The organism is Arthrobacter sp. 05T47, assembly GCF_056395825.1.
Window position 1 is genome coordinate 376,948 of the sequence record NZ_JBFTKG010000001.1, and the last position, 17,704, is coordinate 394,651.

Annotated in this window: 17 protein-coding genes and 2 pseudogenes; 13 read left to right on the forward strand and 6 right to left on the reverse strand. The window is 64.0% G+C overall.

The genetic code is table 11. The annotated features are described in order from the left end of the window. Window positions 1-54 precede the first annotated feature (54 nt). From AC1DEY_RS01700 to AC1DEY_RS01710, 3 genes are all read right to left on the reverse strand, one after another. Window positions 55-783: a diacylglycerol/lipid kinase family protein gene (locus AC1DEY_RS01700; RefSeq protein ID WP_476866494.1), complete on the reverse strand. Its 729-nt coding sequence runs from the start codon at window positions 781-783 to the stop codon at window positions 55-57. A gap of 213 nt (window positions 784-996) precedes the next feature. Further along, entirely contained in the window at window positions 997-1,293 is a 297-nt protein-coding gene (locus tag AC1DEY_RS01705; RefSeq protein ID WP_476866495.1) for a Dabb family protein, read from the reverse strand. A 300-nt stretch (window positions 1,294-1,593) separates the two neighbouring features. Continuing rightward, window positions 1,594-2,175, reverse strand: coding sequence for a TetR/AcrR family transcriptional regulator (locus AC1DEY_RS01710; protein ID WP_476866496.1), 582 nt, complete (start codon window positions 2,173-2,175; stop codon window positions 1,594-1,596). 114 nt (window positions 2,176-2,289) lie between these two features. Between AC1DEY_RS01710 and AC1DEY_RS01715 the strand changes: the two genes are divergently transcribed. The 7 genes from AC1DEY_RS01715 to AC1DEY_RS01745 all read left to right on the forward strand — a co-directional run bounded on the left by AC1DEY_RS01715 (window position 2,290) and on the right by AC1DEY_RS01745 (window position 10,079). Then, entirely contained in the window at window positions 2,290-3,936 is a 1,647-nt protein-coding gene (locus AC1DEY_RS01715; RefSeq protein ID WP_476866497.1) for an FAD-dependent oxidoreductase, read from the forward strand. A gap of 490 nt (window positions 3,937-4,426) precedes the next feature. Next, window positions 4,427-5,308 (forward strand): aldo/keto reductase, encoded by an 882-nt coding sequence (locus AC1DEY_RS01720; RefSeq protein WP_476866498.1) that lies wholly within the window; start codon window positions 4,427-4,429, stop codon window positions 5,306-5,308. A gap of 36 nt (window positions 5,309-5,344) precedes the next feature. Then, a complete protein-coding gene (locus AC1DEY_RS01725; RefSeq protein WP_476866499.1) occupies window positions 5,345-6,361 on the forward strand; it encodes an aldo/keto reductase in 1,017 nt (338 codons plus the stop codon). Further along, window positions 6,358-6,729 carry a nuclear transport factor 2 family protein gene (locus tag AC1DEY_RS01730; protein ID WP_476866500.1) on the forward strand — a complete coding sequence of 124 codons (372 nt, stop codon included), beginning with the start codon at window positions 6,358-6,360 and terminating at the stop codon, window positions 6,727-6,729. The genes AC1DEY_RS01725 and AC1DEY_RS01730 overlap by 4 nt, the downstream gene beginning before the upstream one ends. Window positions 6,730-6,787: 58 nt before the next feature. After that, a complete protein-coding gene (locus AC1DEY_RS01735; protein WP_476866501.1) occupies window positions 6,788-8,368 on the forward strand; it encodes a Na+/H+ antiporter in 1,581 nt (526 codons plus the stop codon). 533 nt (window positions 8,369-8,901) lie between these two features. Further along, the gene (locus tag AC1DEY_RS01740) at window positions 8,902-9,522 is read left to right on the forward strand and encodes a helix-turn-helix domain-containing protein (RefSeq protein WP_476866502.1); all 621 of its coding nucleotides are present in this window, start codon (window positions 8,902-8,904) and stop codon (window positions 9,520-9,522) included. After that, the gene (locus AC1DEY_RS01745; RefSeq protein ID WP_476866503.1) at window positions 9,519-10,079 is read left to right on the forward strand and encodes a DUF6036 family nucleotidyltransferase; all 561 of its coding nucleotides are present in this window, start codon (window positions 9,519-9,521) and stop codon (window positions 10,077-10,079) included. Before AC1DEY_RS01740 ends, AC1DEY_RS01745 begins: the two co-directional genes overlap by 4 nt. Before the next feature lie 154 nt (window positions 10,080-10,233). Here AC1DEY_RS01745 and AC1DEY_RS01750 read toward each other — a convergent pair. Next, window positions 10,234-10,662: pseudogene (locus AC1DEY_RS01750) on the reverse strand (transposase); the annotation flags it as partial. On the opposite strand from AC1DEY_RS01750, the gene AC1DEY_RS01755 reads away from it, so the two are divergent. Then, window positions 10,643-11,050 (forward strand): alpha/beta hydrolase, encoded by a 408-nt coding sequence (locus tag AC1DEY_RS01755; RefSeq protein WP_476866569.1) that lies wholly within the window; start codon window positions 10,643-10,645, stop codon window positions 11,048-11,050. The pseudogene AC1DEY_RS01750 and the gene AC1DEY_RS01755 sit on opposite strands and share 20 nt — an antisense overlap. Window positions 11,051-11,496: 446 nt before the next feature. Next, window positions 11,497-12,804: a DUF2252 domain-containing protein gene (locus AC1DEY_RS01760; protein ID WP_476866504.1), complete on the forward strand. Its 1,308-nt coding sequence runs from the start codon at window positions 11,497-11,499 to the stop codon at window positions 12,802-12,804. Window positions 12,805-13,320: 516 nt separating this feature from the next. Here the strand turns inward: AC1DEY_RS01760 and AC1DEY_RS01765 are convergent. After that, the gene (locus tag AC1DEY_RS01765) at window positions 13,321-14,061 is read right to left on the reverse strand and encodes an alpha/beta fold hydrolase (protein WP_476866505.1); all 741 of its coding nucleotides are present in this window, start codon (window positions 14,059-14,061) and stop codon (window positions 13,321-13,323) included. 210 nt (window positions 14,062-14,271) lie between these two features. After that, on the reverse strand, window positions 14,272-15,021 hold the full coding sequence (locus tag AC1DEY_RS01770; RefSeq protein ID WP_476866506.1) for an alpha/beta fold hydrolase: 750 nt from the start codon (window positions 15,019-15,021) through the stop codon (window positions 14,272-14,274). 300 nt (window positions 15,022-15,321) lie between these two features. Between AC1DEY_RS01770 and AC1DEY_RS01775 the strand changes: the two are divergent. The 4 genes and pseudogenes from AC1DEY_RS01775 to AC1DEY_RS01790 form a co-directional block, all read left to right on the forward strand. Further along, window positions 15,322-15,540, forward strand: a pseudogene (locus AC1DEY_RS01775) (recombinase family protein); the annotation flags it as partial. Between the two features lie 98 nt (window positions 15,541-15,638). After that, window positions 15,639-16,331 carry a histidine phosphatase family protein gene (locus AC1DEY_RS01780; protein WP_476866507.1) on the forward strand — a complete coding sequence of 231 codons (693 nt, stop codon included), beginning with the start codon at window positions 15,639-15,641 and terminating at the stop codon, window positions 16,329-16,331. A gap of 24 nt (window positions 16,332-16,355) precedes the next feature. Then, window positions 16,356-16,910: a DUF3090 domain-containing protein gene (locus AC1DEY_RS01785; protein WP_476866508.1), complete on the forward strand. Its 555-nt coding sequence runs from the start codon at window positions 16,356-16,358 to the stop codon at window positions 16,908-16,910. Further along, window positions 16,910-17,677 (forward strand): SCO1664 family protein, encoded by a 768-nt coding sequence (locus AC1DEY_RS01790; protein ID WP_476866509.1) that lies wholly within the window; start codon window positions 16,910-16,912, stop codon window positions 17,675-17,677. The genes AC1DEY_RS01785 and AC1DEY_RS01790 overlap by 1 nt, the downstream gene beginning before the upstream one ends. Window positions 17,678-17,704: the final 27 nt, after the last annotated feature.

Below are 17,704 nucleotides of genomic sequence, written 5' to 3' on the forward strand. Positions count from 1 at the left end.
GCACGATCAACCCGGCCCGCTGAACGTTTGTGCAGAGGCCGTAAGCGAGCCCCATCAGTTCCCCGTCCACCTGCACCGGTCGCGGTGTTTCGCTGCGTGGGACGGCTGGGAGAGGACTAGCCGGCCGTCGACGCGCACTGCGGTGGTTTCCATGACGAGCCCAAGAGCGCGCGCCCCGGAGACCAGGTACGCCGCGTGCCTCAGTCGCTGCTTCATTTTCTGACCAGCACCAGCCATCATCGCGGCATCGAACCCGGTACCGGCCATCACCAGGAACAGGTGACGCTCGGTGTACAGGTCGTCACCTGTTCGGTCGAGTTCCAGCCAGCCGGCGTCCACAGCACGATCCTGCCCCTCGCAAATAATGCGAACGGCCGCTGGGGCATCGTTGTGTGGGACTCCGAGGTTACGGGCCAGCAGGTTTCCGGTACCTGCCGGCAACAGTCCCAACGGCATACCTGTTCCCATCAACTCCTGGGCGACCGTGCGGATCGTCCCGTCACCCCCGGCAGCCAGCACGATGTCCACGCCGGCGGCCGCGGCCCTTCGGGCCTCCTGATGTCCCCGTGTCGCGGCAGTCGTCGGAAACCAACGCGGCGGAATCCATCCGTGGCGTCGGAATTCCTGATCCACGCGGGCCCGGAACCGCATTAACCCAACCGGATGAGCGAACTTCGTCGGGTTCACCACGACGGCCGCCCGGGCCGCCCTGCGCGGGGCCGCTAAAGTGGCCTCCCGAAGCAGTGGGGTGGTTGCGGCTACATCACATTCGTCCAGGTGCATACATCAAGGTTCCCGGGAAGGGCATCACCCCACATCGTCTTCGCGGACCGACCCAAGTACTTCAACCGCAGTACATGATCCACGGCGGCTTGGCACCCACGGCCGCATAGTTTCGGCGACCAGTGTCGCGTTCCTCTTTTCCGGGGCATCAGGGGCTGGCGAGGTGTTCTGCCGGCGAAGGAGTGTCGCCACCGGCGTAGCCCTGCCAAACAGTCAGGCTCTGTCGATGAAGTCGTACTCCTGGAAGTCCGACACTTCCGGCACCCATCGGGTCTGGACAAAGGCGACGTGGGCGGGGTGGGAGTCGTACGCGGCGTAGGCGGCCCGATCGGGGAACGTCATCGCGAACTGAAAACGGAGTGGGCTCTTCGGGCTGACCTGACGGGAGATCGCGAAGCCCATGACATCGGGGATGGCTGTGAGGGTCGACTGCGCTGTGGCGAGGAAGTCGGCTTCCATCGCGGAACCCTCGGGGTGGACGAGTGAGAAGACGACTGTGTGACGGATCAAGGTTTCAAGCCTTTCCATTTGAGAATTCCGACGAGAGCGCAGTGCCGCTCCGGGCCCGCGTTACCTGGGTCGCTCACCATTCGTGGGGAACCTGAGTCCCGGAGGAGGGCAGGCCCACCGTCTGGACGGCGCTGTCATCAGAATATCTGATTTGTCATTGGCCTTTCCGTACTGCCTGCTGGTCGCCAGTCACGTCGTCGGCGCCGAAGATCGCAGCCGGTCTGCAGGTTCGTGCCATCGACGATTGGGCGCCGCTGGCGGCGCCGTCCCGTCGTCATGAGGAGACATGCCCGGGCCGGCTCAGCCGATGAGTTGTGCGAACGCCTCGTCCACGGCCTGCCAGGGAGCCGTTCCTGGCTCCTGCTCCACCCACCAGATGAGCCCGGCCAGTGCCGTGCTCTGTACGGACCACGCGAACACTTGGGCGCGGAGGGCGTCGACGTCCGGTTGTGCGACGGCGAAGTCGTAGAGGTTTTGTCGCCACAGCTGGAACGGGGCCGAGGTGCTGCTCTGAAGCTCGGGGGTCCGCCCGACGATGCGGATCCGGTGTTGGGCGGTCGGGTGGACGTCGCCGTCGCGAATCATGTCCACGAGGGCGGTACGCGCGCGTTCGAAGAGAGCGGCCTGCGGTGAGGTCTGCTCTAGAGCATCCGTGAGGATCTGGAACGACGCCGCGAGGGGACCCCAAACGATGTCCGCCTTCGTCGGGTACCGGCGGAAAATCGTGCGCGCCGTGACGCCCACTTCGGCGGCGACATCGGCGACGGAAACCTCGTGGAATCCGTGTTCGGACCAGAGGTGCAGGGCGACGGCCTCGATCTGTTCCGCCGTGACGGCGACCGGGCGACCGCGAGGTGCCTTCGGTGTCGCGGCATCGGTCATGGCAACACTCTAGCCCCCGAGATATTTCTGTCATAGAGTGACGCAAATAGGCCCAGCGTCGGCCGGGCTGCATCCCACCCGGCCACACGGGTCCGGGAAGCGAAGGAGCAAGGCATGTCAGAGTCGAAGTTCTTTGACCACACCTATGATGTCGTCGTCGTCGGCACGGGTGCCGCAGGATTGGCCACAGCCATGGGCGCCGCAGACGAGGGCCTGCGCGTCCTCCTGCTCGAAAGCACGGGCAAGTGGGGCGGCAACACGTCCATGTCCGGCGGCGGCATGTGGCTGCCTGACAACCCGCTCATGCAGCGCGACGGTGCCGGCGACTCCCGCGAGGAGGCGCTGACTTACCTGGAGGCGACGGTCGGCGATGAGGGTCGCGCCACGACGCGAGCCCGCAAGGAGGCATTCGTCGACGGCGTCGCCGACTTCGTCACCACCGCCGAGAAGCACGGCGTGACATTCATGCGTGCAGCGGACTACCCCGATTACTACCCCGAGCTCCCGGGCGGCAAGATCGGCCGTGGCCTCGAGGTGAAGCCGTTCGATATCAACAAGATCGGTGACTGGTGGATGAGTTGCCAGGCGCCCGCCGCGCTGCCGGTTAAGACCGACGACGTGTGGCTCCTGGGTCGCGCATGGTCGACGCCGGCAGGCTTCGTCCGCGGGGCACAGCTCGTCTTCCGCGCCCTCGGCGGCGTGGTCACCGGCAAGAAGCTCGGCGGCATTGGCGCCGGATTCGCCGCCGCGTTCCTCGATGTCGTCGTGCAGAAGCAGGGTGCTGAGCTGTGGCTGAATGCGCCGCTGCAGGAACTCATCGTCGAGGACGGCCGTGTCGTCGGAGTGCGGATCACGCGTGACGGCAGGCCCGTGACCATCGGCGCGACGCGCGGCGTGATGCTCGCCGGCGGCGGCTTTGACCACAACAAGGACCTCCGCCAGAAGCACCACGGGATCGAGGGCGCCCCGTCGGGCGCTCCCGGCAACCTCGGGCGCCCTATCGAGATTGCGCAGGACAACGGGGCCGCGCTCGAGCTCATGGACGACGCGTGGTGGGGAGGATCGATTGCCGCAGCGCCAGGTCGCGGCCCCGCGTTCATCGTCGGAGAGCGTTCCCTGCCATACTCGATCATCCTCGACGCCAAGGGTGACCGGTTCGCGAACGAGTCCGAGTCCTACGTCGACCTCGGTCACCACATGCTCGAACACGACAAGGACGGCCCCTACTGGATGGTCGGCGACGTGCGCCATGCCCGCCGCTACCTGCGCACCTTCGCGATCGACCCGAAGAACAACAAAGCCATGAAGGAGGCGGGGATCATGGTCAAGGCGGACACGCTCGACGAGCTCGCCGCGAAGCTCGACATGGATTCTGCTCGCCTGAAGGCGACCATCCACCGGTTCAACGGCTTCGCTCGGGCCGGCGTCGACGGCGACTTCGGCCGCGGCAACTCAGCCTACGACCGCTACTACGGCGACCCGACGGTCCACCCCAACCCCTGCCTCGGCACGCTCGAAAAGGGCCCATTCACCGCGTTCCAAGTGGTGATCGGAGACCTCGGCACCAAGGGCGGTGTCGTCACCGACACCGAGGCCCGTGCGTTGCGCGAGGACGGCACTGTCATCGAAGGCCTCTACTCGGCGGGCAACAACTCCGCCTCGGTCATGGGGCGGACATACCCCGGCCCGGGCTCGACCATCGGACCCGCCGTCGTGTTCGGCCTCCGCGGTGCCCGCCACATGGCACGCCGACCCGGCTGAAGGCGCAGCGACGGGAGGCACAGTCCGCATCCCGTCCCTCGGCTTTGTCCCCCGGCACCAGTTGGTCTTCGGCCGGGGACCTGAAAGTCACACCAGACAGATCTGGCGGCCGCAGGAACTCGTGTCAAACACTGGACTCCCTCGGAAACGTGCGGAATCCGGTCCGAAACGGCACCAGTACGACCCTGTCCGAAGCCCAAAGTGCGTCACTTTGGACTGTCGGAGGCGAGCGAAACGAGCATCGGCCGCGCCCATTCCGTCCAACCAATCGCCGTCATCCAGGACCAATACTCACTGTGGATGCGGGAGCCTGAACCCACGAGGTTCGGGGTTTGCGATGAGCTCGGGATCGGACTGGCCTGGCTGCCAGCCCAGAAAAACCCGCGGCAACGACGGGCGGCACGCCTCGCGGTGCCGCCTCCCGCTCGATAGAGGTAATGATGTGCCCTCCCACAAATGCGCACCTCTGAATACCGTGAAAGGCATGGAAATGAAACTTACTCTCAACAACGGCGTCACCATGCCAGCTCTTGGTCTGGGCGTCTTCCAAAGTGCCCCCCAGCAGACCACGGCCGCAGTCGAAGCCGCGCTTGCTGCCGGCTACCGGCATATCGACACGGCCGCCGCGTACGGCAACGAGCGGGAGGTCGGTGAGGGCATCCGCAGCTCGGGCCTGGATCGTTCGGAGGTGTTCATCGAGACCAAGGTCTGGGTCAGTGACTACGGCTACGACCAGACCCTGCACGCCTGGGACAAAGCGACGGGCAAACTCGGCGTCGACTATCTGGACCTTCTCATACTGCACCAGCCCGCCCCCGACCGGTTCGAGAAAACCGTCGCCGCGTACAAAGCCCTGGAGACCCTACTTGCTGACGGGCGCGTGCGGGCGATCGGCGTCAGCAACTTCATGCCCCACCATCTGAAGCAACTTCTCGACTCGACCGACATCGTCCCGGCCGTGAACCAGATCGAACTGCACCCCTACTTCACCCAGCCGGACGTACAGGCAGCCGACGCCCAACACGGGATCCTCACCCAGGCCTGGTCACCGATCGGAGGCATCACCTTCTACCCCGGATGGGGCGAGGATCGCCGGAACGTCATGGAAGACCCGACAATCGCCACCATCGCACGGGCCTACGGCAAGAGCCCGGCACAGGTCATGCTCCGGTGGCACCTGCAGCAGGGCCGCTCAGCCATCCCGAAATCGACCAACCCGGCACGCATCGCCGAAAACTTCGACGTATTCAACTTCGAACTCAGCGCCGACGAACTCGCCGCCATCGACGCGCTCGACACTGGAATGCGCAACGGACCTGACCCCGACGAGGCCCGCGAGGAACGCTTCGCCATGGTCATCCCCGAAGCCTGAGACCCCAGAAGCCTACGACAGAGAGAAGGAACCATCATGGAATACCGTCTCCTCGGCCGCACCGGTGTGCAGGTCAGTCCCTTGTGCCTGGGTGCGATGATGTTCGGCCCCTGGGGCAACAAGGACACCGCCGATTCCATCCGCATCATCCACCACGCCCTCGACGCGGGCATCAACTTCATCGATACCGCCGACGTCTACTCCGGCGGGGCATCAGAGGAGATCGTCGGGCAGGCGCTGGAAGGACGCCGCGACGAGGTGTTCCTCGCCACGAAGTTCTTCATGCCCATGAGCGAAGACCCCAACCAGCGGGGCGGATCCCGCCGCTGGATCATCCGTGAGGTCGAAAACTCCCTCCGCCGCCTGAACACCGATTACATCGACCTCTACCAGGTCCACCGGCCCAGTCCCGATACCGACGTCGAGGAGACCCTCGGCGCCCTCACCGACCTCGTCCGCCAAGGGAAGGTCCGTTACATCGGCTCCTCGTCGTACTCAGGATCCCAGATCGTCGAAGCCCAGTGGGCATCCCGGGAACGCAACCTGGAGCGGTTCGTCACAGAGCAGCCGCCCTACTCGATCCTGGTCCGCGGCATCGAGGAAGACGTCCTCCCGACGGTGCAACGTCACGGCATGGGCACCCTCACGTACAGCCCGCTCAGCGGCGGGTGGCTCTCGGGGCGCTGGCGGAAAGACTCGGCGTCCGCACCCACCTCGTCAGCCCGCCCCAGCGCTCGGTTCGACATGACAAGCCCGGCCAACCAGCGAAAACTCGACATCGTCGAAGACCTCGCCCAGCTCGCCGAACAAACCGGGCTCACGCTCATCGAGCTGGCCATCGCGTTCGTGATCAACCACCCCGGCGTCACGGCCGCCATCGTCGGACCGCGCACCATGGAACAGCTCGAGTCCTACCTGCCCGCCGCGGACATCAAACTGAGCACCGACGTGCTGGACCGCATCGACCAACTCGTCGCGCCCGGAGTGACGGTCAACCCGGATGACAACAGCTACGGTACCCACGACCTGACGCCCGTGGCGCGGCGACGGTGACAGACGCGACAGCAGCGGCGGTGAGAGCGCTCCATGATGCTCTTTGCGAGGCGATGGTCGGTCTGGACGTGGCAGAGCTGGCCAGCATCCTGACCGACGACTTCACCCTTACTCACATGACCGGATACGTACAGTCAAAGTCGGAATGGCTTGATGCCATGAAAACCGGCCAGATGCAGTACCACCGGATGGAAACAGTCGAGGCCACCATCAGCACTGAAGGGACCACTCCCCTTTTGACCGCCCGCACACTCACCGACGCCACCATCTGGGGATCGAGGGCAACTTGGCGACTGATGTTGCGTTCCTGGTTCGAACCCCATGGAGACGGCTGGGTCATTACACGCACGGTCGCATCCACCTGGTAAGTCCCACGGAGCGCGTCCAGTTGACCAGAGCAATAGAACACAATCGAAAGGAGACGTCGTGGAGGGCCTGGAAACCGTCGTGCTCCTGGGAGTGACCGTGCTCGCGGGCGCGATCCTGGCTCCCAGGCTCCGGGTCGCCGCGCCCTTGCTGCTGCTGGTCTTCGGCCTTGTCCTTGGCTTCGTCCCGCAGCTGCGGCAGATCGAGCTGCCACCGGAGACAGTGTTGCTGATCTTCCTGCCGGTCATGCTGTTCTGGGAAAGCCTGACCACCTCGCTTCGCTCGATCCGGCGGGACCTGCGCGGCATCGTCTTGCTCAGCACACTGCTGGTCGTCGCGTCCGCTCTCGCCGTGGCAGGCGTGGCATACGTCCTCGGCCTGCCGTGGAACGCTGCCCTTATCCTCGGTGCGGCTCTGGCTCCTCCGGACGCGACGGCGGTAGCAGCCCTCGGGCGGATGCTGCCGCGGCGGAATTTCATGTTGCTCAAGGCCGAGAGCCTGACCAATGACGGTACGGCCCTGGTGCTGTACGCCATCGCCGTGGGTGCGGCACTTGGCGGCAGCTACACGCCGGTCAATATCGCCGCCCTGTTCGCCCTCTCCTATGTTGGAGGGGCGGTCGCCGGAATCCTGGTTGCAGGAGCGGCCTACCTGCTTCTGGTCCGAGTGCGCGACCCGCTCGTCATCAACATTGCCCTGCTCATCACTCCGTTCGCTGCTTTCCTGCTCGCCGAAGCGGTTGGGGCATCGGGCGTGCTGGCCGTCGTCGTCGCCGGGTTGATCATTTCCTTCACCTCCAGCCGGATCAGCACGGCAGCATCGCGCCGCCAGACCGAGTCCGCATGGCCCCTCGGTTCCTACCTTTTGAACGGCGCTTTGTTCGTTCTCATCGGTCTTCAGGTGCAGGCTACGGTTCACGAGATCAACCCTCTTGACGTGGGCCGCCTTCTGCTGTCCGCAGTTGCCGTTTGGCTGGTGCTCATCATCGTCCGGTTCGTGTTCCAAACCGTGAGCATCGCTGTCATCCGAATTCTGGACAGGCGTCCCTCCCAACGCCACTGCCGGATGACCTACCGTGCACGGGTCGTCAGCTCCATTGCCGGGTTCCGCGGAGCCGTATCCCTTGCGATCGCATTGTCCGTGCCATCGGCGCTCAATGACGGCAGCCCGCTCCCCGGACGCGACGACATCATCTTCATCACCGCCGGCGTCATCGTGTTGACCATGCTCGTCCAAGGCCCGCTACTGCCCGCAGTAGTCCGCTGGGCCAAGCTTCCCGTTGAGCCCGAGGAGGAAGAACTCCGCCTGGCCGAACTGGCAATCGCTTCCGTAGCCGTCTCCGCCCTTGACGAGCTCGCTCACGAACTCGGGACGAGCTCAACTGTGCAGAGCCGGCTCGCGGACGAGTATCGATCCCACCTGTCGGTCGCACAGGCGCTGAAAGCCGGGTCCGATCCGGCGACCACCACGCTACCGCGGCAGGAAGAAATAACGCTCCGTCAGGCCGTACTCGAGAGGAAGCGGGAAGTACTTTTGCAACTCCGCCTCGCCGGCACGGTCGATGACACCGTCGCCCGGCGACTGCAAACCAGGCTCGATGTCGAAGAACAACGCCTCATAGGCGTCGAAAACATCGACTGACAGTCTGCCGAGCAACGGACCATGCATTCCAGTCCGCGCGGACACTGGGAAGTCCCGGAAATATAAGGGATCCGACCCACATACGACGGAGTCCGAAGCCCAAAGCGTGAACTTTGTACACACCCGCAAATTCGACGCTTCAAGCCTCCCAACCACCGACCGCACCCTACGTTGAAGGGGCGCGGTTCCTCGTTGTGCTGACAAACAATCCGAGATTCCGACCGGGTCTGAGGCATCGAACGGAGGGCACGCCCGCTGGCACTGGCTCCCGCGTATAGGGCCTGGCCGGCATCCAATCTCTCCACAGAGGTTGTACCTCCCTTCGGCAATCTCATTACGCAATCGACCGAGATTCAAATGACCGATCAGAAACGTTCCACCGATGCGCACGGCCGCGCACATCCCGACTGAGACCGTGGCAGGAGGAGGCGGGGCGGGCCAGCGTAGATTTCAGGCTGTTAGCGGCCAGAGCTCCATCCTCAAAAATACACTTGTAACCATTCGGTGACATAATGGACGGTAGAAGGGATGCCATGACACTCGAAACGATCATCGAGACCCCCGCGGCTGCGGGCGCCATCATTCGCGCCCGGCGAAGTGCCCGCGGGTGGTCCCAGCAGGCCCTTGCGGACATGGCTGGGGTGTCACGGAAATTCCTCATCGACCTGGAAGCAGGCCACGACCGCGCCGAACTCGGCAAGACTCTGGCCGTCCTGGCCGCCGTCGGCCTCTCCTTGGCCGCCACCGATCCCATCCCCCGCGGCCGCGACCACGACCCGGCACGGCGCGACTATGCGGCAACGTTTACCCGGCTCATCTCCGAGCGGGACTTTGAGTTCGCCATCAAAATGCTCGCCGACTACGCCACCGCATCCCTCACCGCCGGCACCCCGCTGCTCCAGCGCAGCCCCCGCCTCAAGGACGCGCACTGGTCAGCGGCCCTTGCCGGAATCACCAACTACACCGCGCACCGCCTCGGCCAACCAGCGCCATCCTGGACGCGACGAATCAAGCCCCTCGACGCGGCGTGGATGCCGGCAGAGTCCTACCGCAGCATCCGAACACCTATGAAGGAAATCACTCGCGCCGAAACACCACCGGAACTCGCAGCTTTGAACGTCTTCATCCGCGAACGCAGCCTGGCCACCGCATGACCGGCGGAGAACTCACCGCCGCACAAATTTGGGCCCTCCTCCATGAACTCGGCCGACGCCTGCAGGCCGCCGGCGCCCACGGCGACATCAAACTAGTAGGCGGTGCCGCCCTCATCCTCCAAGGCATCGGCAACCGCCCCACCGCAGACATCGACGCCAGCTACGCCGACCCACACACCATCCACGCCGTCGTCGCCGATATGGCGGCAGACTACGACGTCGCCCCCGACTGGTTCAACACCAACGCGTCAGCCTTCGTCCCCGACAACGCCACCTGGGTCGACATCGAACAGCTCGACGGACTCACCATTCAGGCTGCAGACACCGAAACCCTCCTGGCCATGAAAATCGCAGCCGAACGCGACAAAGACACCCTGGACATCGCCCGGCTCCTGCGCCGGCTCAACATCACCATCGCCGCCGACGCCGTCGACCTCGCCTACGACAAGTACGGCGAACACTCCGTCCCTCTCGCCGCCGGACGTGACAACTACCTGATCGTCGTCGACGACGCCCTCGACGCGGCGACCGCACTCCAACCCGAAACCGACAAATAAGTCACCCGTCCCGAACGATCGACACTCCAAGCAGACCCAATTTCGAACCACATACGGGCTCCGCGGCAGCAATTGTCAAAACGCTCCCCCGCCCTTTATGACCCACTTCTGCGTCGCGGGACTGTCCGATTTTCGGTGGATCCACGGTGGGCATTTAGTTGATTTTTCCGTCGAAGCTGATGGCAAAGGCGTTGAGCGCCGGCTTCCATCGTGTGGCCCATCGTGCCGTGCCCTGGCCTGTTGGGTCCAGTGCCCGGGTGGTGAGGAAGAGGCATTTCAGGGCCGCTTGCTCGGTGGGGAAATGGCCCCGGGCCCTGACCGCGCGCCGGTAGCGGGCGCACGTTTGGACCACCGCCAGCGCCCAGACCCTGGTGATGGCTTCGGGGAGTCCCTAGAGCCCGTCGCAGACCGTGATGCAGACGTCATCGACGCCGCGGTTCTTGATTTCGATCAGCACCGAGAGCCAGAACTTTGCCCCTTCCCCGCCGTCTCCGGCCCACAGCCCGAGGATGTCGCGTTCACCGTTGACACTGACGCCGATAGCGACGTAGACCGGCCGGTTGGTGACCTGCCCATCGCGGATTCCGCCGCTTCAGCCGGAGCTGCGAAAGAAACTGCGGGGCCACCGCGGTTTCTGGCAGTTCACCCCGGCAACGGTGGAGCGAATGAACCGAAACTACGCCGGATCACCTCAGGCCATGAACGACCCCCGCGCCTTTCCGGGCGGGGCAGACGTGTCACGGTTCCCGAACACCCTGATCCTCACTGACGAATTCGACACATTACGCGCGTCTGGCGACGCCTTCGCTGCCGAACTGGCAACCCACAACGTGCCCGTCGAGAACGACTATCTACCAGCAACCCGGCACGGCTTTCTCAACAAACCGGGAACCCCCGCCATGAACGCAGGACTTGACCGCATCGCGTCCTGGCTCCAGGCAACGACCCGGTCCCTAAACGTCAACGTTTGATCGCCAGCTCATCCAGCCCGGGCGGCCACACATCAGATGCCTGTTGTTGGACGGCATTCCGAGACAGTGGTCCTTGCCGCGCCGGGAACTCCCGAAGCCCGGGGCGATCCCGCCCGCCTGTCTCGAGGGCGTGTCGGTGACGGTCAAATGTCCCGTCCGCAGACGCTTGTGGCTTTCGGCGGTAAATGGCGGCGTTTTCACAGCGCTATTTGGCGCATGGTGCAGTCCGGAAGGGGATCCCCTATCGGACGGCCGCACTCTTGGCACGGGCCGGAAGCTTTTGCGCATCGGCAGGCTGAGCCCATGGCACCGGGGACGCGGCGCGGCCGCATGCAGTTCGGCCACACGGAGTAGTCCTGGATGCGTACGCGTTCAATAAGGGCTGGCTGATCACCACCTCGCTCTGGTTAGTTGCGGAACCGGGTGCGAGCGTCCAAAATGACCTCATGCCTGCCGAGTCCTACTCCGCACCGGTTCGTGAAGAGCTGCAGTTGAGTCGTGCTGATGCGTATGCCCGCGGCCGCCAACTGCGCCGGACCACGCCGCGTAGTGCACTGGCCGAGCGGAGCACGGCACATCGTGACGCCGTCGCTCATATCCGCGAACAGAACGAAGACCGCAACCAGGAACTGGTGCCCTTGCGGATGGAGCGCATGCTCGAGAACCCCTTCGCGTTCTACCGAGGGACGGCCGGGCTGATGGCCATGGACCTCGCCCGCGACTCGCACTCGGGGATCGTGGTCGCGGCATGCGGTGACGCGCACATCAGCAACTTCGGCTTCTATGCCTCCCCGGAACGCAAACTCGTCTTCGACCTCAACGACTTCGACGAGGCCGGCGCAGCCCCGTGGGACTGGGACCTCAAACGGCTCATCACGAGCGTGGTGGTCGGTGGAATGCACGCCGAGTACACGGAACGCGAGGTGCGCAAGGCAGCACAAGGGACCGTAAGGGCGTACCGCAGCGCACTGACGACGATGCTGGAACGAAACCCGTACGAGCGCTACTACATGCATAGCAACGTCAAATTCGCCCGCAGCCTCCTGAGCGCGGACGCCCATAAGGTGCTGCACCACGCGATCAGGACGGCCAGGACGCGCACCAACAAGCGGGCCGTGCGTCGTACCACGCAGATAGACCACGACGGTCGCCTGCGTTTCGTTGAACGGCCTCCGGCAATGACGACTGCTCCCTTGCAGAACACCGACGTGGTACCGCGCCTGTTCGCCGAATACCGCCACACGGTCAGTCTCGATGTCCGCACCGTTCTGGCCCAGTACACCCCCACCGATCTCGCCCGCCGTGTGGTCGGCGTCGGGAGCGTCGGAACCCGTTGTTTCCTGCAGTTGCTGCAGTCCCCCGATGGGGATGCGCTACTGCTCCAGGTGAAGGAGGCCGGGCAGTCAGTGTTGCAACGTTACGGCGGCATCCCGCAGCCGAGCAGCAGCGCGCAGGATGTGGCAGCGCATGGTCAGGGTACCCGCGTGGTCCAGCTCCAACGGGTGCTGCAGGCAGTGTCGGATCCGTTCCTAGGGCATCTGCAGAACGACGGACGCGACTACTACGTGCGCCAGTTCCATGACATGAAAGGATCGATCGACCTGGCGGGACTCGACTTTGTCCCGTTCTTCGACTACGTCCGCACGTGCGCACTCCTGCTCGCACGCGCCCACGCGCAAAGCCCCGCGGCAGGCCAGATCCTCGGCTACCTGGGCAAATCCGAGGCCGCCACCGAAGCTGTTGTCGACTGGTAGTTCAGCTACGCCCGGCAATCGCTGCTCGACTATGAGGCCCTTCGCGCTGCGCACTGACCGTCAGGTGCGGACACTGACCACCTGCGTTCGTGCCACCCGGCCGGGGCACTCGCGTCCCTCGCCGGGAAGCACGCTACCTTCCCCGGGCAACTGGTCTTCGGGACATTCGCCGCCCTCGCCGAATTCGAACTCGAACTCATCTCCGAACGCACCATCGCCGGCCTCTACAGGTCAACCCCCGAAGTCGACGACCAAAGAACCTGACCAACCTGCCGAGCTGATTGCACCCTGGCTATCAGGGAAGAAAGTCGAATCGCGCCGCCACCCGCAGTCGATCCTCGTGCGCTCACTTCACAACACATCTTAAAAACGACCGTTGGAGAGACATCGCCAACCACTTTCTTGGAATACATCCCGATGTGAATCGCAGCGGTAGGTGGCAGCTTTTTCGTGGAGCTTTTTGTCACCCCTTGCCGCTCCTGAGTCCGTCCGTGAATGGTCAATGGTGATGCGCAGTCAGGGGGTGAATCCGATGATCTGGCCGTGAAGCGTGGACGCGATAATGCCGGGTTGGCTGAACGGGATGTCGTGCGCAGCGCTCTGCACTGTGCGGAGAGTGCTGCCAGGAAGCGCCGATGCGGTCAGCTCGGCGGATTCGTGCATGAGTTTTCGTTCGTTCGCTCCAACCAGTACGTCGACAGCTCCCTGATAGTCGCTCCATGTCGCGGGCAGCGTGAATCGGATGTTCTCGCTCACGCTAGACAGGAGGGTTTCGCGAGTCGTTGCGGTGCTGTCGTGAAGGTAGTCGTCCAAGAGGTGATTGGGGATACCGAGCTGGTGTGCTTGGGCCGCCGCGAACCGCCAATGCCGAGCGAGCGGTGCAGCCAGGCTGAGCAGTGCGAGCGTAGGTCCGGGAAAGGGAGCGGGTTTTGTTTCAGCGCTGACAACGACGACGCCCCGCACGAGGTGGGGTAGCTCGGAAGCGAGCAGGATCGCGAGCTGGGCTCCCATGGAGAAGCCGACAACGTGGGCTCCCTGCGGGGCGTGGCGTGAGATGACGCCGGTGAGCCCTTGCAGGGTGTCTTCATGTGAGATGTACGGCTGTGCTGCGCTACGGCCGAATCCTGGGAGGTCGGGGACGATGGATTTCATGGTCGGCCCTAGCAGCTCGCGCAGGGGTCCCCACATCCATCCGCTCACGCCGGCCGCGTGAATCATTAGAATCGGATCGCTGCCCTCGTCCACGTTGACGTACATCCGGTCATCATCGCAGAGCGGTTGATCGCACACGCGAGGCGATGAGGCCCCTAAGCCGATCCCTCAGCGGACGTGCGGCATCGGACGGCCCGTTGGACGGCACTCTCAAGAGGGGTGAGGGTTAGGCGAGATTGGGGGTGAAACCCTGTGCCGTCCGGGGCTACGAGGATAATTCTCCGCATGGAATCGCTTCGCGCCAGGATCCCCTCGTTATGCCGCCAGAGGGATTTCAAGCAGAAGATGGGCCAATGCTTGTGGCGCGATAATCATGGCATCGTGGCCCGAAGGAAGTGTACGCCGCTTCCAGCCCGGTTCGTTTGGCGGTAGTGTGCCTCGCGTAAAGATTCGGCGGAACAACCAGACCACCAGCCCGCGGCGGGTACATTCAATGAATGTGTGAGGAATCGCGGCAACGACGTCTTCATGGGCGATATGTACGGGTTGGATAAATGTCTCTAGAGGTTGGGGCGTTATTTTGGAGCGCACGAGGCTCAAGTCTGGTTCTTTCGTGACGCCAAACAGCCCGCCCCTGCCGAGACGGCCTTCCCGGGGCGGATTGACGCGCCAGCCATCCCCATTTCTTTTCGCATCATGCCGAATCATTGTGCCTACGTGTGCGATGTCGACGATAGATTGGCCGTCGTGCGGGACGACGGCATCTAAGTAGACGAGATGGGCGACGCGATGTGGAACGCGATCCGCAACCCCTGTGATCACCATGCCGGAATAGCTGTGGCCTACGAGGATCACATGCTGCAAATCTTTCGTCTCAATGAAGTTGATCACATCCTGAATGTGAGTATCGAGTCCAATTTCAGGGGCCAAGAGTGCCGCTTGTTCCCCCAGACCCGTAAGCGTCGGAGTGTATGCGTGATGACCTGCCGCCTGTAGCAAAGGAACTACCTTGTCCCAGCACCATGCCCCATGCCACGCACCATGAACTAAGACGTAAATTGCCATCTCATCTCACTTACTTGCTTGCTTGCTTGCTAGCTTGCTAGCTTGCTCAAAGCGTGGCAATAATATCCCTCGCAAATAAATCATGCATCGCCCGAGCCTATGGCCACTCCTGCCATTAGGTGTACGCACGGGTCCCTACTTTCGGGACCCCGAGAAGGCCCGCAAGCCGGTCCCCCACCGGCGCAAGCGCCAGCCAAGATTTCCAGATCACCATCGCCGTCTTTCCGCGGCCGGCCGATTCCTGTAAGACCCGCCCGCAAAAATGCCCGGTGACGGGGGGATAACGGTACATTCAACATCATGACCGGGCTGCTGATCGGATAAGCCCGCGTATCCACCAACGACCAAGACCTAACCGCCCAGAAGAATGCCCTTCTCGCTCTGGGAGTGGCACCGGACAAGACCTTCACGGACCAGGGCCTCACCGGCGCCAACCGGGCACGGCCGGGACTCGGGGAAGCGCTGGCCGCCTGCCGAAACGGGGACACCCGTGTCGTGACCACCCTCGACCGCCTGTCCTCCATGCGGGGGTCGACTACGGTCGGGGGTTCTTGCTGTGCCGGTTTTTCCGGTTGTACGGTTCACACTGCCATCGAGCGGGTGGTTAGGCTGGGTGGATGGCGACAGTTATTCTCGTGAGGCATGGCCGCACCACAGCCAATGCCACCGGACTGCTGGCCGGTCGGGCCGTCGGCGTCAGCCTGGACCAGATCGGGCGGGACCAGGCGGCTCTGACCGGAGACCGGCTCGCAGCCGTGCCCGTAGTCGGGGTGGTGTCGAGCCCTCTTGAGCGTTGTCAGCAGACCGCCCAGCTCATCCTCGATCGCCAGGCCGGCACGCCTTACGCGCCGGTCGATCTCGATCTCACCGAGTGCGATTACGGGCAGTGGCAGGGCCGCACGCTCAGTGATCTCGCGACCGAGGATTTGTGGCCGGTTGTGCAGTCGCAACCGTCCGCCGTCGTTTTTCCCGGCGGTGAATCCATGGCCGCGATGCAGGCTCGGTCGGTGGCTGCGATTCGACGCCACGATGCAGCCTTCGAAGCCGAGTACGGGCCAGGGGCCGTGTGGGTGGCGGTGAGTCACGGTGACATCATCAAGTCAATCCTCGCCGACGCGCTCGGCATGCACCTTGACCTGTTCCAGCGCATTAACGTGGGCCCCGCCTCCGTATCGATCGTGCGCTACGGCGCTAATCGGCCGAGCGTCTACGCGACCAACACCGACGGCGGTGATCTGTCGTGGCTGTCGAACGGCATCCACTCTGGCGATGCGCCGGTGGGCGGCGGTGCAGGGCAAAAGGCGCCATGAACCTCATGTGCCTAGAATACTGACATGCCTACACGCGTTCACGAGTTTGCCTGGCCTGATCGGGTCGTCGTCGGCACCATTGGCCTTCCGGGGGCGCGCACGTTCTACCTGCAGGTGCGCGCAGGGACGCAGATCGTGAGTATTGCCCTGGAGAAGCAGCAGTCGGCCCTGCTCGCGGAGAAGATCGACGAAATTCTCGACCAGCTCATCACCGTCGAGGGAAACCCCTTCAGCGTTCCCACAGGCACTCCCGTTGAACTTGTCGACAATGACCAGCTCGAGGCCGTTCAGGAGCAGTTCCGCACCGGCGCCATGAGCTTAGGTTGGGACCCAACCACGGCCCAGGTTGTAATTGAGGCCTACCCGATCACCGATGTCGATGACGATGACAACGACGAATCGCTGGATGATGACGGCGCCGATGCGGCCGAAATGCTGCTGGTGCGAATGCCGGTCGGCACCGCCCGCGCATTCGCCAAGCGCACCCGGGAGATCGTGGGCGCCGGGCGTCCGACGTGCCCGCTCTGCGGTTACCCCATGGACGCCGACGGGCACACCTGCACCCTTCCCGAGGTCTGATGCCGGCGCCGGACCTCATGACCGCCGAACTGACGCTCACCGGCCGCATCACGACGGCGTCGAACGCCACATTTTTGGGCAGCATCGGCGACGTGGTGGTGGTCTATAAGCCGATAGCGGGCGAAAGTCCGCTGTGGGATTTTCCCGACGGCGCCCTGGCTCACCGGGAGGTGGCCGCCTACCTGGTCTCGCAGGCCTTCGGCTGGGACGTCGTGCCGCACACCTGGCTGCGCGACGGTCCCCTGGGCGAAGGAATGGTACAGCTCTGGCAGGAGCAAGACGCCGCCCAAAGCGCCGTGGACCTGGTCGCGACGGACCACGTGCCGGAGACGGGCTGGAAACACGTTCTCGAGGGACGAGATGAGAACGGACGGATGGTCGCTCTCGTTCACGAAGACTCGCCAGCGCTCAGACGCATGGCGGTGTTCGACGTCGTCGTCAACAACGCCGACCGCAAAGGCGACCACATTCTTGCCATGACGGACGGGCACCGGCACGGCGTGGACCATGGGCTCACGTTTCACCGTGACCACAAGCTGCGCACGGTGCTGTGGGGATGGTTGGGAGACGCTCTGACCGCCGAGGAACGCGACGGCATAGATCGTGTCAGCGAAGGACTGCACGGTGGGCTGGGCCGAAACCTGGCGGACTTGCTCAGCTCCGAAGAAATCGCGTCGCTCGCCGCGCGCTGCGCCCGGTTGCGCTTGGCAGGGCGGTTACCGGCCCCGAGCGGTGAGATGCCGGCGGTGCCCTGGCCGCTGTTCTAGGAGAATTACGGCTACCGGCTTCGCAGG